General features: G+C 42.4%; 14 protein-coding genes. 7 read left to right on the top strand and 7 right to left on the bottom strand.

Annotated features, from left to right (window positions below; translation table 11 throughout):
- Positions 1-3 precede the first annotated feature (3 nt).
- The 5 genes from QZ407_RS01770 to QZ407_RS01790 all read right to left on the bottom strand — a co-directional run bounded on the left by QZ407_RS01770 (position 4) and on the right by QZ407_RS01790 (position 5,430).
- The gene (locus QZ407_RS01770) at positions 4-2,172 is read right to left on the bottom strand and encodes an AAA family ATPase (protein ID WP_295767344.1); all 2,169 of its coding nucleotides are present in this window, start codon (positions 2,170-2,172) and stop codon (positions 4-6) included.
- The gene (locus QZ407_RS01775; RefSeq protein WP_295767345.1) at positions 2,172-2,903 is read right to left on the bottom strand and encodes a TolC family protein; all 732 of its coding nucleotides are present in this window, start codon (positions 2,901-2,903) and stop codon (positions 2,172-2,174) included. Before QZ407_RS01775 ends, QZ407_RS01770 begins: the two co-directional genes overlap by 1 nt.
- Before the next feature lie 192 nt (positions 2,904-3,095).
- Positions 3,096-4,184 carry a DegT/DnrJ/EryC1/StrS family aminotransferase gene (locus QZ407_RS01780; RefSeq protein WP_295767346.1) on the bottom strand — a complete coding sequence of 363 codons (1,089 nt, stop codon included), beginning with the start codon at positions 4,182-4,184 and terminating at the stop codon, positions 3,096-3,098.
- On the bottom strand, positions 4,181-4,564 hold the full coding sequence (locus QZ407_RS01785; protein ID WP_295767347.1) for an FdtA/QdtA family cupin domain-containing protein: 384 nt from the start codon (positions 4,562-4,564) through the stop codon (positions 4,181-4,183). The genes QZ407_RS01780 and QZ407_RS01785 overlap by 4 nt, the downstream gene beginning before the upstream one ends.
- Positions 4,564-5,430 (bottom strand): beta-1,6-N-acetylglucosaminyltransferase, encoded by an 867-nt coding sequence (locus tag QZ407_RS01790; protein WP_295767348.1) that lies wholly within the window; start codon positions 5,428-5,430, stop codon positions 4,564-4,566. The genes QZ407_RS01785 and QZ407_RS01790 overlap by 1 nt, the downstream gene beginning before the upstream one ends.
- Positions 5,431-5,652: 222 nt before the next feature.
- Here QZ407_RS01790 and QZ407_RS01795 point away from each other — a divergent pair, with 222 nt between their 5' ends.
- The 7 genes from QZ407_RS01795 to QZ407_RS01825 all read left to right on the top strand — a co-directional run bounded on the left by QZ407_RS01795 (position 5,653) and on the right by QZ407_RS01825 (position 12,651).
- Positions 5,653-6,360 (top strand): NUDIX domain-containing protein, encoded by a 708-nt coding sequence (locus QZ407_RS01795; protein WP_295767349.1) that lies wholly within the window; start codon positions 5,653-5,655, stop codon positions 6,358-6,360.
- An 89-nt stretch (positions 6,361-6,449) separates the two neighbouring features.
- Positions 6,450-8,123, top strand: coding sequence for a ribulokinase (locus tag QZ407_RS01800; protein WP_295767350.1), 1,674 nt, complete (start codon positions 6,450-6,452; stop codon positions 8,121-8,123).
- Positions 8,124-8,215: 92 nt separating this feature from the next.
- The gene (locus QZ407_RS01805; protein WP_295767351.1) at positions 8,216-8,917 is read left to right on the top strand and encodes an L-ribulose-5-phosphate 4-epimerase; all 702 of its coding nucleotides are present in this window, start codon (positions 8,216-8,218) and stop codon (positions 8,915-8,917) included.
- A gap of 113 nt (positions 8,918-9,030) precedes the next feature.
- Positions 9,031-10,533, top strand: coding sequence for an L-arabinose isomerase (gene araA / locus QZ407_RS01810; RefSeq protein ID WP_295767352.1), 1,503 nt, complete (start codon positions 9,031-9,033; stop codon positions 10,531-10,533).
- Between the two features lie 121 nt (positions 10,534-10,654).
- On the top strand, positions 10,655-11,005 hold the full coding sequence (locus tag QZ407_RS01815; RefSeq protein WP_295767353.1) for a hypothetical protein: 351 nt from the start codon (positions 10,655-10,657) through the stop codon (positions 11,003-11,005).
- 117 nt (positions 11,006-11,122) lie between these two features.
- Complete coding sequence (locus tag QZ407_RS01820; protein WP_295767354.1) at positions 11,123-11,857, top strand: head GIN domain-containing protein; 735 nt, start codon at positions 11,123-11,125, stop codon at positions 11,855-11,857.
- A gap of 161 nt (positions 11,858-12,018) precedes the next feature.
- A complete protein-coding gene (locus QZ407_RS01825; protein ID WP_295767355.1) occupies positions 12,019-12,651 on the top strand; it encodes a DUF47 family protein in 633 nt (210 codons plus the stop codon).
- A 9-nt stretch (positions 12,652-12,660) separates the two neighbouring features.
- On the opposite strand, the gene QZ407_RS01830 is transcribed toward QZ407_RS01825, so the two are convergent.
- A complete protein-coding gene (locus tag QZ407_RS01830; RefSeq protein WP_295767356.1) occupies positions 12,661-14,064 on the bottom strand; it encodes a pectate lyase in 1,404 nt (467 codons plus the stop codon).
- Between the two features lie 156 nt (positions 14,065-14,220).
- Complete coding sequence (locus QZ407_RS01835; protein WP_295767357.1) at positions 14,221-14,844, bottom strand: polysaccharide deacetylase family protein; 624 nt, start codon at positions 14,842-14,844, stop codon at positions 14,221-14,223.
- Positions 14,845-14,876 lie beyond the last annotated feature (32 nt).

Genomic DNA, 14,876 nt, shown 5'->3' on the forward strand with positions numbered 1-14,876 from the left:
CCGTTATGCCCGTTCTTCAGCTGTAAGCTGACTTTTATCCACCTCATTCAATACCCAACCTATAAACTGGTTGTTTAAGCTTTTTAAGTAGCTGATGTGTAATCTGCGGTGTTCTTTTAAAGATTGTCCCGCCTTTATAACGGTAAGCACTTTATCTGACGCCACTACCCATTCTTTTGCTTTATTCAATGAATTAAGCGCCGGCGATTCAATGATAATAATATCAAATACCGACTTTAAATGGTTAAGCTTATGCCTGATGTCTCCTTCAGTGTCTACCTGCAGCAGTGACATATCGCCGCCATAGTTACCCATGGTTGTTATTTTTCCTGTGGGCGCAAAGTTGTAATCATTAATGTTGCGTGACAGGAAATCCTCAAGGTAGTAAGTTGAATTAACCGCTTTTGTAATATCAGGACGGGTGAAGTCACCATCAATGAGCAACACTTTTTTATTGACCTGCGCGTATGCATAGGCAAGGTTAAGCGCTACAAAGGTTTTGCCTTCATCCTGAGCCATACTGTTAACAAGCAATATCTTACTGCCGTTCATTTCATTATCAACCTCAAAGCGTAAAGCCTGTATGAGATTGCGAAACTTGCGATGCTCATCAGTTATGTTGTTACCGTTCCAAATTTGACCTAAATCAAATGATGCCCCACTTAATTTAAACAGATACCCCAAAACGGAAATTTTGGTGGCGTTGGCCAGCTCACGCGGGTTTTTAATAGTATTATCAATATAGAAAAGTACAAACAGTACCAGCAAGCAAAATATAAAGCTTACCACACCGCTTATAATAACCAGCAGCATTTTTTTAGAAGGTTGCGCTGCACCTGGCATTGCTGTTTCAATTTGGCGCAGTAATACCGAAAAGCTCGACTCCAGTTGCTTTTGATTGTACTTGCCCAAAATATCCATGTATTCGTCCTGGGCAATTTGTATGGCATTTTCATTGGCCTGTACAATGGCCTCATGTGGTACCAGTTCGGTAAGTCTTACGTTTAAACGGGCAAGTTCATTTTCAATTGACTTGTTGCTGCTTTTTGCCAAATCATACTGAATTTGCATGGTTAGCTTTTGTTCAATAAGGTTTTGCTTACTAACCATAGGGTTAGCAATATACTTATCGCTCGACCGGCTGATCTGGCTGCTTAATACATTAGTTAACGAGTCTACCTGTTGCTTGTATTCCGGCTTGAAACCGCTTTGTATATAATCATTATTTGCACTCTCCAACTGCGAACGCGTTGCTATAAGCCGTTGGTTAAGGCGTATCATAGAGCTTTCTACATAACGGCGGTCGGCAGGGTCAAACTGCTGGTCAATGTCGTTCATGGCCGCTTTGTAAGCAATGGCGTCTTTGGAAGCTTGTTGCCTGCGTGTTTCAAAGTCAGATAACTGGGCGTACAAAGCTTTAGCCTGTTCGCTAAGGCTCAATACACGGTTCCTGATTTTATAATCTTTCAGGCGTTCAAGACGACTATTTAATGTGTCTTCTTTTGCCTTTAACAAATCGGCATAAAAGTTTACGGCTTTTAACTGGTTTTGCTTAACCTGCAGGCTATAATAATTGATAAACTCACGGCACAGGTCGTTAACCACCTTGGCAGAAAGATTTGGGTCTTCTGATTCAAATTGAACGACAATAAAATCGCTGTTACCGTCGCGGTAAATGGTTAGCTTTTGCAGTAACGACTGATCATCATACTTCATTGAGCTAAGCAAGTCGTGCAGGCCACGCTGATCGGGGTTAAATAATGACAGCGTTCGGCGGCTTTTATAAAAGCTGCTGAACATTTCAACCGCATGCTTGCGTGCGCTGGCGTTCATGCCCTGCAATTCCTTGCTCGGCTTTCTAAAAGGCTTAGTAGTGGTAAGGTCATGTATCATGAGCAGGTATGATACCTGATCTAACGTCTTTTTTGACCTCATTATGGCCGTGAGATTGCCAAACTCCTGGCTTACCTGGGCATCCTGCAAAAATTCAGAACTTGCGCTAAGCGTTTTTTGTGTTTGGTCAACAATACCGGTGGCAATTTGGGTACCTGACAGATAGCTGTCGGGCTGGTTGCGTACCAGGAAAAAGGTGATGATTACAGTTACTAACGGAACTAAGATCAGCGTGTATTTGTGCCGTAATAAGACCTTTAAAAAGCTGCCTAAATCCATTATCTGATATTTTCTAATTTTTCGCCCACAAGCTCTTCTAAGTCAGCTTTAGCTGTAAAAAGATCTGTTTCGGCGGTAATTTTTGCTTGTGTTTGTTGCGTTACGCTTATTCGGGCCTGGTTGTAACTCTCTACAGTAACTTCGCCTTTTTCAAAGCGGTATTTCACATCTTTCATTACACTTTCGGCATCGGTTGAGGCCTGTGTTTGTAATTTAAGTGATGCTAAGCGTTGCAGGTAAGTATAATATCTCTTTTTTACCAGAGTGGTAAGCGTTAGCATATACTCCTGCACATCATTATTGGCAATATTTAGCTCTCGTTTTGACTGCTTAACTGCGAAAGGCTTTTGCAAATATGAACCCAGGTTAAAAAACAAGCCAAACTGCGTGCCGCTGAATATGCTTGTACGGTTGTTATTCCCTATGGCCGAACCATCGGTGTTACCGGGTTGCAGTGCGTTTAAGTTTAAGGTGGTGTTGGGTTGATACACGTACGAAAACGTTAAAGCGTCAAGATAGGAGAGCCTTTGCCTGCTAACGTTATTTTTAGCAATGTTAAGCCGTTCATCCAATGATTTTACCCGCGGATAGTTAGCCTTTGCAGTAGCTATTAACTTTTCAAGATACGGCTCTGAAATTTCAGGTATAATAGAACTTTGGGCTATGGCGCTATTGGGAGCCGCAACAACAGTAAGCAGTAAAACAATAACAAGAGTATATATTTTGCTCATTCAGTATCTGTTTTGGTATATGCTACCCAATTCTTTCTAACGGGAAAAGTACTCAAAATACCTTTATACGTCAAAATTATTAAAGTGGTTTAAATTTTAGTGGCATTCTTTAAAAAATCTGCAATCGGCAAAATTAAAGAAGCATTAATTGTAAGGGAGAATCTTACAGTAGTTAAAACGAGTGAAACGTATTTAAACAAATTTGTTCATAACGTCAACCACCTGCATTACCTGCGCTGGTGTATGCCAGTATGAACATGGCAGACTTAATGTAGTGTCATGAATTTCCTTTGCAACAGGGAACGTTTGCCCCTTCAGTGCCTCCCGCATTGCCTTTTGCTCATGCGGCGCAATGGGATAGTGTATTTCAGTTCCTATACCATGTTCAAGTAGATAAGCTTTAAGCGCATCGCGCCGCTCATGCCTTACATTAAAAATGTGGTAAACGTCATGGTAGCCATCCTCCACAACGGGCAAAATGTAATCTCTCTTAAGGTTTTGCAGGTAAAGATTTGCCAGGTTGCGTTTGTGGTCGTTAATATCGTTTAGTGCCTGCAGCTTAACACTTAGAAATGCTGCCTGCAATTCGTCAAGCCTTGAATTGGTGCCAATACGTTCGTTATAATATTTTTTGTCTGAACCGTAATTACGCAACTGCCTTATTATGCCGGCTAATTCATTATCATTTGTGGTTATTGCTCCGGCATCACCAAGTGCGCCCAGATTTTTGGTGGGGTAAAAGCTAAATGCTCCGAACTCGCCAAATGTGCCTGTTTTAGTGCCGTTGAACATTGCACCATGTGCTTGTGCACAATCTTCAATCAGCACAAGATTGTGTTTATTTTTAATTGCAAGTATAGCATCCATTGCACAGCATTTGCCATACAGATGCACAACCATAATTGCCCGTGTCCGCGTTGTAATGGCCTCTTCAATTAATTGAGGGTTTATATTATAGGTGCGAATATCCGGCTCAACTAATACCGGTTTCAAGTTATTGTTGAGGATGGCTAAAATGGTAGCTATGTAAGTATTTGAAGGAACAATAACCTCGCTGCCAGGCTCAAAGTTATAAGCCTTAAGTGCTAGCGTAAGTGCATCCAAACCATTGGCTAATCCAATACAGTAGGTTGATTGGTTCCATGCTGCATATTCTTGTTCAAACCTTTTAACTGAGTTGCCCAGTATATACCAGCCACTTGCTAAAAACTCATCAAATTGTTCTTTAAAACGTGCTGTAAAGGGTTTGTTTGATTCCAGCAAGTTTTCGTATGCTATCATGAGGATTGTTGTTCGTGTGGGTAAGGATCAAAAATATAATCGGCGGCATCAAATGCGGTGCTGGCTAAAACCAGCAAAATTGCATCGGGGCTAAAATTAGTCATTACATGCCAGTCTTTAGTTTCTAAAATGAGGCATTTGCGCGGTGTATCTAACTCAATGTGCTCGGTATGCTCACCATCGTCATTGATAATAGTGCAGCTTCCTTGTATGCATATGGCAGCCTGTACGGTTTGATGATGACGATGACCGCCCCGGGCCGAATTATCAACACCATAAATATAAAACAGGCGTTTAATTTGAAATGGAATAGCTTCGTCTAATACGGTAAGGTTACCACGTGCATCGGTAAAAGTTGGAATGTTTATAAGGTATGCCATTAAATTGTTGTTGCCTCCGCCGCTGGTAAAATAAGCTTATCAAGTGCATCTAAAAGCTTACCGCTTTTTTCAACATTAAGTTTACGTGCAAAGAGATCATCTGTATTGCGTAAAGCATCAAAATCTTTTATAGTCAAAATCTTTGGGTGCGCACCCCCTGCCGACCAGTCAATGTATCGATAGTCATTATTCACCAGTTCATCTCTGTATGGCGAATTCATTAATACGGTTTGAAAAACAAATTCGTCGCTGCCCCAGGTTAGTAGAAAAAATCGTTCAAGCTGGGGATTGCTTTCTACATAATTCACCACATACATTGCCCGTTCGGGGTTCAACATCCAAAACATAGCTTTCCCATAAGGCTCAAGTTCAAACGGTAAGCTGCGTTTGGGGGTAAGTAAATTTACCAGCCATTCTACACGGTGGCGACCCTTAAAGGTGAAGTTTGTAAAATGATACTTGGTTATACGGGGCTGTGCTTCAACCCATTCGCGTTCAATGCTTTGAAATTCAATAAATTGCTTTCCTTTGTTTTTTTCAAAAAAGGCAAGCATGTATTCGGCCGGTTTAAGAGGGTAGTCCTGTCCGCTTAAAAAGTTAATGTACTCGTAGTTTATTTTTGAGGCGGCAATTTCTTTGATGCACTTGAAAGTTGCCTTAATAGTATTGTAGCCCGCCCAGCGTACATCTTCCCTGTCATTTATAAAGAAAACATTAGGATATTTACGCAGGTACAAGTAGGGCTCAATTGGGAATTTTTTATCAACGTGAATATAAAAATCAAATTGCGGGTGACTTAATACCTTAATCAGTCTTTCGGTTAATTGGGGATTAGTATAGGTAAGAACTAAATGCGCAATTTTCATATTCAATCAATAGCCGCTTAATAACAGGAGCAATTAGGGCTGCATCATCCCATTAACGGCAAAATCATGCCAAATTATCTATCCCTTATTAAGAATTCATTAGGATTAGGTTTAATCTTTAGAGCAATTTCCTCTAAACAGGTTGTAACATACATTTGACAACCTTGTATTTAATTTTATTAACTAAAATGTTACATTCGCTGTCTTTGTATTAAACGTTGCATGGTTAAAAGGAAAGCACCGCACATTACAGTAGCAATTGATTGTATTGTTTTCGGTTTTGATGGTTCAGATATGAAGCTTTTGCTTATACAGCGCGGCTTTGACCCCGAGCGTAACAAGTGGAGCCTCATGGGCGGGTATGTTAATGATGATGAAAGCGTAGACGATGCCTCAAACCGCATACTGGAAAGCCTGACAGGTTTACGCGGGGTGTATTTGGAGCAATTGCATACGTTTGGTAACGTAAAGCGCGATACTAATGAACGCACCATAAGCGTTGCCTACTTTGCGCTCATTGATATTGCCAGATACAAGCAACAGCTAAGCGCTGATTACCATGCAGAATGGTTTCCGGTGAACAACATCCCCAAGCTTATTTTTGATCATAATGAAATGGTTGAAATGGCTAAAAAACGTCTGCAATACAAAGCAGCCCTGCACCCCGTAGTATTTGAGTTACTGCCCGAAAAGTTTACTCTCCCGCAAATACAAAGTATGTATGACGCCATTTACGAGGTTAACTTCGACAAACGCAATTTTAGCCGTAAGTTATTATCAACTGATTTATTGATAAAACTGAACGAAAAAGATAAGCTGGGCTCAAAAAAAGGCGCATTTTATTATACGCTTGATAAGGCTAAGTACAATGAGAATTTATACAAGATTTTCAGCCTCATTATTACCCCCGATCACCTGCAGTTTTTGTAACAAAATATTTTTGCAGAGGCACAAGATTACCCCTACATTTACATCCTAAAATATTAAACGTCAAAACTACGTTTAATTAACAAATAACCATGACTGATAAACCTCAATATGTAATTGGCGTTGATTACGGCTCGGACTCGGTGCGTTCCGTTATTGTTAACGCTGCCGATGGTAAAGAGCTTGCTACTTCGGTATTTTATTACCCGCGCTGGCAAAAACAACAGTATTGCGATGCTGCCAAAAACCAGTTTCGCCAGCATCCTTTAGATTATATCGAAGGCTTGGAGAGTACCATTAAAGCTTGTATAACCAAAGCCGGACCTGAAGTTGCTGCACAGGTAAAAGCCATTGCGGTTGATACTACAGGCTCTACCCCGGTTGCGGTAAATAAAGCCGGTGTGCCCCTAGCCTTACTGCCCGAATTTGAGCACCACCCGGCTGCCATGTTTGTGCTTTGGAAAGACCATACCTCGGTTAAGGAGGCTGCCGAAATTAACGAGCACGCTACCAAATTTGATACTAATTATCTGCAGTATGTAGGTGGCATATACTCATCAGAGTGGTTTTGGGCAAAATTACTGCACATTTTACGTACAGACGAAATTGTACGCAACAACATCTACTCATGGGTTGAACACTGCGACTGGATTCCGTTCTTGTTAACCGGTGGTACCAATGCCGATGATATTATGCGCGGCCGTTGTTCATCAGGCCATAAAGCACTTTGGGCCGAAGAGTTTGGCGGTTTGCCGCCCGATGAGTTCTTCTCATCACTCGATCCGCTTTTGAAAGGATTTACCGAGCGTTTATATAAAGATACTTACACTTCAGACGTATCAGCCGGAAAGCTGAGCGCCGAATGGGCAGAGCGTTTAGGCCTTTCAACCGATGTGGTTATTGGCGTTGGTGCTTTTGATGCGCATATGGGTGCTGTAGGTGGACAAATTGAGCCCTATCACCTGAGCAAGGTAATGGGAACGTCAACCTGCGACATTTTGGTTGCCCCTAACCGCGATATGGATGGTAAACTGGTTAAAGGTATTTGCGGACAGGTTGATGGTTCGGTTATCCCGGGTATGGCAGGCTTAGAAGCCGGCCAGTCGGCCTTTGGCGATACTTACGCCTGGTTTAAAAACCTGGTGGCCTGGCCAATTCAAAACCTGCTCAACAATTCAACAGTTGTTGATGTTCAAACTGCCGAAGCTTTGAAAGAAGAAATGATTGGTAAGATCATTCCTGAACTGAGCAAAGCAGCAGCAGCTTTACCTTTAGACGAAAAAGCCGAACTGGCAACCGATTGGTTTAACGGACGCCGTACGCCTGATGCCAACCAGTTGTTAAAAGGCACCATTACCGGTTTAGGTTTGGGTAGCGATGCTCCGCGCGTATTCCGTGCACTGGCCGAGGCCACTTGCTTTGGCGCTCGTAGCATTGTAGAGCGTTTCCGTAGCGAAGGCGTACCTGTTGAAGGCATCATTGGTATTGGTGGTGTGGCCAAAAAATCGCCGTACATTATGCAAATGATGGCCGATGTACTTCAAATGCCTATCCGCATACACCAGTTTGAGCATACTTGTGCCTTAGGTGCAGCCATGTTTGCAGCTACGGTTGCAGGCATCTACCCTAAAGTTGAAGAGGCTATGGAAGCTATGGGAGGCGGCTTTGACGTAGAGTACTTCCCTGAGGCTGGCAACGCAGAGTTTTATAACAAGCGCTATACGCAATATAATACCTTGGGTAAGTTTACTGAAACAACTGTATAATCTATTGAACCGGAATTTAAGTAATTAGTAGAATTTTTAGAATTCTGTTTTTTCACAAATATCCAAATTCCGGTTCAAAAATAATATCCGAAATGAAATACGATCATATAAAACAGGCTGCCTACGCCGCCAACATGGAACTGCCTAAGTTGGGGCTGGTTATTTTCACGTTTGGCAATGTGAGCGCTGCCGATCATGACTTAGGCGTTTTTGCCATTAAACCAAGCGGCGTGCCTTACGAAGATCTTTCGCCCGAAAAAATGGTAATTGTTGACTTTGAAGGCAACACCATTGAGGGCGACCTGCGTCCGTCATCCGACACCAAAACCCACGCTGTATTATATAAGCACTGGGGGCGTTCGGTTGGTGGCGTTTGCCACACGCACTCTACCTACGGCACCGCCTGGGCGCAATCACAGCGTGATATACCAATTTTTGGTACCACACATGCCGACTATAATACGGTTGACATTCCTTGTGCTCCGCCAATGATTGACGAGTACATTGCCGGCGATTACGAATACAAAACCGGTTTCCAAATTATGGATGTGTTCCAGGACAAAGGTTTGGATTATAAAGAAGTTGAAATGGTATTGGTAGGCAACCACGCGCCATTTAGCTGGGGTAAAACCGCTGCTAAAGCCGTACACAATAGTGCCGTGCTAGAGGCTATCGCTAAAATGGCACTGCTAACAGAACAAATTAATCCGCAGGCACCACGCTTAAAAGATGCGTTGATACGCAAACATTACGAGCGCAAGCACGGCCCTGATTCGTATTATGGACAAAGCTAATAATGAGTGAGGGATGAATGAGTGAATGTTTTACTCGTCCATACTCTTACTTATTGTCATTCGTTTATATTAATTCACACATTCACTCAATCAATAATTCACTCATTGATATTATGATCAACTTAAAAGAACTTGAAGTTTGGTTTGTAACCGGCAGCCAGGACCTTTACGGCGAGGAAACGCTGAAACAGGTTGCCGAGCACTCGCAGGAAATTGCACGCGGTTTAGATGCCAACGCAACCGTTCCGGTGAAAGTGGTATTTAAACCAACTGTAAAATCATCCGACGAGATATATAGCCTTATTCAGGAGGCTAACGTAACGCCTAGCTGTATTGGCTTAATTACCTGGATGCACACTTTCTCGCCCGCTAAAATGTGGATTCGCGGTTTGAGCATCCTTAAAAAGCCAGTGCTTCACCTGCATACCCAGTTTAATGCCCAAATTCCATGGAGCACTATGGATATGGACTTTATGAACCTCAACCAGAGCGCCCATGGCGACCGTGAGTTTGGGTTTATGATGAGCCGTATGCGCCTACGCCGTAAAGTGGTTGTTGGTCATTGGCAAGAGGAAGAAGTAGCCAACCAAATTAGCGTTTGGGCACGTGCTGCTGCAGGCTGGCATGATTGGCAAGGTGCCAAATTTGCCCGCTTTGGCGATAACATGCGCTATGTTGCCGTTACCGATGGCGATAAGGTAGAAGCCGAATTGCAATTTGGTTTCTCGGTTAACTCATACGGTATTGGTGATTTGGTGCAGGTAATCAATTCATTAGATTATGCTTTGATTGATCAGCAAATTGCTGAATACCATGATTTATATGACGTAGCTGCCGACCTGCAAAAAGGTGGTGCGCAACATCAGTCATTAATTGAAGCTGCTAAAATTGAGGTGGGTTTACGCACCTTCTTAAAACAGGGAGGCTTTAAAGGCTTCAGCGATACGTTTGAAGACTTGCACGGCATGGTACAATTACCTGGTATTGGCGCACAGCGCTTAATGGCCGAAGGTTATGGTTTTGCCGGCGAAGGTGACTGGAAAACTGCTGCGTTGGTACGTGCCATGAAAGTGATGGGTGCCGGCCTACCGGGTGGTAACGCCTTTATGGAAGATTATACTTACCATTTTGATGGTGCTAACTCAATGGTTTTAGGTTCGCACATGTTGGAGGTTGACCCTGCCATTGCAACCGGTAAACCAAAGGTAGAAGTACATCCGTTAGGTATTGGTGGTAAAGCCGATCCGGTTCGTTTGGTATTCAACGTAGCCGGTGGTGCTGCCTTAAATGCTTCAATTGTAGACATGGGCAACCGTTTCCGTATGATAGTAAATGAGGTTGAAGCCGTTGAGCCAACTAACGACTTGCCTAAACTGCCTGTGGCCCGCGTGCTTTGGAAACCATACCCGAACATGAAAGACGGATGTGCTGCCTGGATTTATGCCGGTGGTGCTCACCATACCTGCTACAGCCAAAACCTAACCGACGAGCACTTGCATGCCTTTGCCGAAATGGCAGGCATAGAGTACCTGCTTATTGGTAAAGAAACCAAGCTGCGCGAATTCCAGAAAGAAATTGCCTGGAACGACGCTTACTACAAAATGGGTAAATACTAAACTTGCCCAAGCAAAATATAACGCCCCTGCATATGAATTATGCAGGGGCTTTTTTTGTTATCATTTGTAGCATAACTGCTAAGGCACACGTAATGGCTCTAAACCTTAATAAACCATTGTTATGAAAAATTTAAAACTCATACTGCTTACAGTTTTTGGCATGATACTTTTAAACTCCTGTAAGAAGGATAAAATTGAAGTAAACGAAACCAAAATTTACGAGCAGAGGCATAATAAAATTACATCAGATACTACCCCCGATTATATAAGTACCTGGCAGGTTACGCTAAATCCTGATGGTAGCGGCAACGTTGTGCCCGGTGGTGATATAGTTTACCCGGGACGTTATGAAATTAAAGGATCGTTGTTAAGAGTTAAATCGGGCAATGAAACCTTTGAATTTGATATTTTATCTGATACCGAAATAAAAGAAAAGAAATACGGCGCGTTACTGCAGTTACAACAAAAATAGTGTGGTAAAAAGTGATGGGTTTGCCCTGAATATTATGGTTACAGTAAATAATTTATTTTTACTGTAACCAATGAGCGTTTGGTAACATCTTATGTTCAGAACAACAAACTTATTACTATGATAACTATAGCCAGAATTTTATTAGCTGCTGCCCTTGTAACAGGGGTTGCACAAAGTAATGCTAAGCCAAGTATTAACATAACTAATTTTGCCGATGAGCAGGACCGTCACCTGTCAGGGTTCTCTTCGGTAAGTGTTTCCGGTTCTTTTGATGTTTATTTAACGCAGGGAGCCAACGAATCGGTTAAAGTTGAGGCCGATGCCGATGAGATAGATAAAATTATTACCGTTGTTGAAAACGGTGTTTTAAAAATCTACACCAAACGCAATAATAATTCGGGCTGGAACTGGGGAGGGAGCAATAAAAAGCGTATAGTTAGAGTAGTGGCCAAAGATTTGAATAAGATAGGTCTCGCAGGTTCTGGCGATGTGTTTTTCAAAGATGGCTTCCGTACTCAGGATATGGTAGTTAGCCTTAGCGGATCTGGCGATATTAGCGGAAAACTGGACGTTAAAAAGCTTGATGTATCTATCGTAGGCTCAGGAGATATAAGCCTTACAGGTAATGCCGAAACCTCAAACGTTAAAGTATCAGGTTCGGGCGATTATAACGGTCGCTCATTAGTTACGGCTGTTACTGCGGTAAGGGTTGTAGGTTCTGGAGATGCTGCAGTTAACGTAAGTCAAAAGCTTGACGCCTCTGTTGCTGGCTCAGGCGATGTACGTTATACGGGTGCTGTTAAGCAAATATCAACGTCAAAAGCTGGTAGTGGCGATATCCATAAGTTTTAACCAACTATAAATATTTAATAAAAAGGCGCAAGAGCGCCTTTTTATGTTTTTAAGCGTTATTAATTAACTAATCCATCATAAATTACTGGCAAAAGCATAAACTTTTGTCAACATAGGCTTAACAATGCGGACATAGATTTACAGTATACCGATACACGCCTATGTTTAAGTTCTTTGTTCCAAAAAATACCGTTTTCTTTAATCTGTTCAATCAATCGGCTACAAATAACGTACGCATGGCCGAGCTGTTATACAAAACCGTGAGCAGTGATACGCCACACGAGGAAAAAATGCATTTTAACCAAATTGCACGCCTTAAATCAACAGGCAATGAATTAAAGCACCAGGTATATACGGCTTCTTCACGTGCGTTGGTATCGCCGTTTGAACGCAATGATATGTATGCTTTGGCATCGGGCATAAACCAGGTATGTGATACCATACATGTGGCCGCACGCAGGCTTAATCTTTACCAGTTAAAATTTGTTGAGCCTGCCATGAAAGATATTGCAGGCCTTATTATTGAAGCAAGTATTGAGCTGGAGAAAGGGGTGCAGAGCCTTGGTAATTTAACTTTAACACATGATGTAAGCACATGCTGTAAAAAAATACGCCAGCTGGAAACCTATGCCGACCAGGTTTACAACAAAGCACTTTCTTCACTCATTCACAATGAAACCAACTGCATTGAACTCATTAAATACACTGAAATATTAGCCGCACTCGAAAGAGCAACTGATAAGTGTGAAGATACTACCGATATTATAGAAAGCATTATTGTGAAAAATGCCTGATGTACGGTATTATTTAATACTGTTCAAATAAACCTCCAACATAGTGTAACCGCTTTTATGAAGCTTATTACCATCGGCCGCATTGTTTTTATCAAGACCATTGGCTAATTCCCAACCGTCGGGGATACCGTCATGATCACTATCGGTTAACGTTTTGCCTGTTTGATAGGCCGGCCAACCACCTACACTAGTGGCATCATCAATTATACCGGCTTTTTGAAGCGATCCCATTCCTTTGGGATTGTTATTTTTTACTTCGCTTACTATTCGTGCATCAACGACATCACGCTTTGGGAGCATTGCCCCGGCTTTTTGCAAAACTAATTTGTAAGCATCGGGCGCAGTTTGGGTTGTTGTTTTTTCAACCGGGAAGGGTGCGTTTAGAATCACAGCGGCGCGTTTTTCTTGAGGTACCCTATTAAGATCCAAACCAGTGTTATTATCAGCGGTTAAGGCGGCATCGCCTTCCATGGTGTTGCCGTTTATGTACCACTGGCCGGTGCCTTTTTCATACAGAGCTTCACAAAAAATCTTTTTGAAACCCTGCGTGGCTGGCCCGGGCTTGTAATAATTGTTAACCATGTTAATCTCCGATCTGCCTCCGGGTATTTTTATGTCGCCGCCATAGCATGATCCGGTACGCCCCCAGTTATAAATTACGTTATTGCGGTAATCAATTACGGCAACGGTATCATGGGCCCGGGCCCCATTGAAGCGCACGGTGCGGCTAAAATTGTTGGAAATAAGATTATGGTGGTAAGTAACATGTTGGCCTCCCCAAACACCGCCGTAACTGCGCTTTCCTTTTAAATGACCAGCGTTATAAAGGCCTTCACTTACAATGCACCATTGCACCGTAACGTTTTTAATATCGTACATAGCGGCACACTCTTCGTTAGCCCAGCTAAACGAGCAATGATCTATAATTACATTACTCATGTTTTCCATATCCAAACCATATAAGCCCGACGCTACCTTACCGCCGGGCCTTGAGCGCAGGTAACGTATAATGATGTTGCCGTTTTTACCCCTTCCGTTAAGTATAAATGAATTGCCTTTTAAACAAATGCCGTCGCCAGGGGCTGTTTGCCCGGCAATGGTAAGGTTTGAGCGGCTCACCTTAATTTCCGACTTTAAATCTATTATTCCACCTACCTTAAACACAACAGTAAGTGGTTCGTTGGGGTAGGCATTAAGTGCATCCCTAAAACTACCGGCACCTGAATCATTCAGGTTTGTAACTTCGGCAATTTTACCTCCGCGGCCGCCTGTTGTATACTTGCCAAAGCCTTCCGCTCCCGGGAAAGCAACCAAGGCGCTGTCAGGAACATTTGCGTCAACAGGCTTTGCTTTGAATGATGACAAGTGTAGCGCACCTAAAGCGAGCAGGGCAACGAAGAACAGAGTTTTCATAAAATGCCGGTTTAATTAGCGTTTAGAAGTAGTTACAAACTTAAGTTATTATAATAACCGGCTTTGTAAAACTTACGATAGCTTAAAAATATATAATATAAAATACGCTAAGCCTTGGTCTAATTCCAGCAGTGATAGTTGTTGGAGTGAATGCAATTACAAGGCCAAGGCCTCGAAGGAGTAACCCTGCTTTTGCCATATCTCCAACGCCCGTGGTAGCGTATACTTTAAACGGTTAAATGCTTTAAGGCTGTCATGAAACACTACTATTGATCCATTTTCGGTGTGCTTCAGTACGCCTTTTAAACAATCTTCGGGCTTTAAACTCATATCAAAGTCTCCGCTAAGTACATCCCACATTATAATTTGAATGCCTGGTTTAAGCTGTTGAAGACGGCTTATTTGCGTGCGGCGTATACGGCCGTAAGGTGGCCTGAAAAGCGTAGTTTTTAATTGCTCGTCGGCTTGCAAAAAATTGTTTATGTACGTGTCGTCGTCGGTTTTCCAGCCTTTAAGATGATTGTAAGTATGGTTACCTATTGCGTGCCCTCCGGCTTTTACTTCTTCAAAAACATCAGGGTGTTTGCGTACATTATCACCTATGCAAAAAAAGGTAGCCTTGGCGTTAAAATCCTTTAGTGTTTTAAGCACAAACGGCGTAACTATAGGTATAGGGCCATCATCAAACGTAAGGTAAATAACAGGTTTATCGCGCGCAGCATTCCAGCATAATTGCGGGTACAGCTTTTTGAGCAGCCAGGGCGTTTTTACCAGGTACATGTACAAATAAAGCTATTTTTATTGAGAGCTGT

Source organism: uncultured Mucilaginibacter sp. (genome assembly GCF_913773635.1).
Taxonomy (GTDB): domain Bacteria; phylum Bacteroidota; class Bacteroidia; order Sphingobacteriales; family Sphingobacteriaceae; genus Mucilaginibacter.

Bases quoted from the DNA above. Each gene is read 5' to 3' on its own strand.
- QZ407_RS01770 (WP_295767344.1), bottom strand. From the start codon at position 2,172: ATGGATTTAGGCAGCTTTTTAAAGGTCTTATTACGGCACAAATACACG.
- QZ407_RS01775 (WP_295767345.1), bottom strand. From the start codon at position 2,903: ATGAGCAAAATATATACTCTTGTTATTGTTTTACTGCTTACTGTTGTT.
- QZ407_RS01780 (WP_295767346.1), bottom strand. From the start codon at position 4,184: ATGATAGCATACGAAAACTTGCTGGAATCAAACAAACCCTTTACAGCA.
- QZ407_RS01785 (WP_295767347.1), bottom strand. From the start codon at position 4,564: ATGGCATACCTTATAAACATTCCAACTTTTACCGATGCACGTGGTAAC.
- QZ407_RS01790 (WP_295767348.1), bottom strand. From the start codon at position 5,430: ATGAAAATTGCGCATTTAGTTCTTACCTATACTAATCCCCAATTAACC.
- QZ407_RS01795 (WP_295767349.1), top strand. From the start codon at position 5,653: ATGGTTAAAAGGAAAGCACCGCACATTACAGTAGCAATTGATTGTATT.
- QZ407_RS01800 (WP_295767350.1), top strand. From the start codon at position 6,450: ATGACTGATAAACCTCAATATGTAATTGGCGTTGATTACGGCTCGGAC.
- QZ407_RS01805 (WP_295767351.1), top strand. From the start codon at position 8,216: ATGAAATACGATCATATAAAACAGGCTGCCTACGCCGCCAACATGGAA.
- araA (WP_295767352.1), top strand. From the start codon at position 9,031: ATGATCAACTTAAAAGAACTTGAAGTTTGGTTTGTAACCGGCAGCCAG.
- QZ407_RS01815 (WP_295767353.1), top strand. From the start codon at position 10,655: ATGAAAAATTTAAAACTCATACTGCTTACAGTTTTTGGCATGATACTT.
- QZ407_RS01820 (WP_295767354.1), top strand. From the start codon at position 11,123: ATGATAACTATAGCCAGAATTTTATTAGCTGCTGCCCTTGTAACAGGG.
- QZ407_RS01825 (WP_295767355.1), top strand. From the start codon at position 12,019: ATGTTTAAGTTCTTTGTTCCAAAAAATACCGTTTTCTTTAATCTGTTC.
- QZ407_RS01830 (WP_295767356.1), bottom strand. From the start codon at position 14,064: ATGAAAACTCTGTTCTTCGTTGCCCTGCTCGCTTTAGGTGCGCTACAC.
- QZ407_RS01835 (WP_295767357.1), bottom strand. From the start codon at position 14,844: ATGTACCTGGTAAAAACGCCCTGGCTGCTCAAAAAGCTGTACCCGCAA.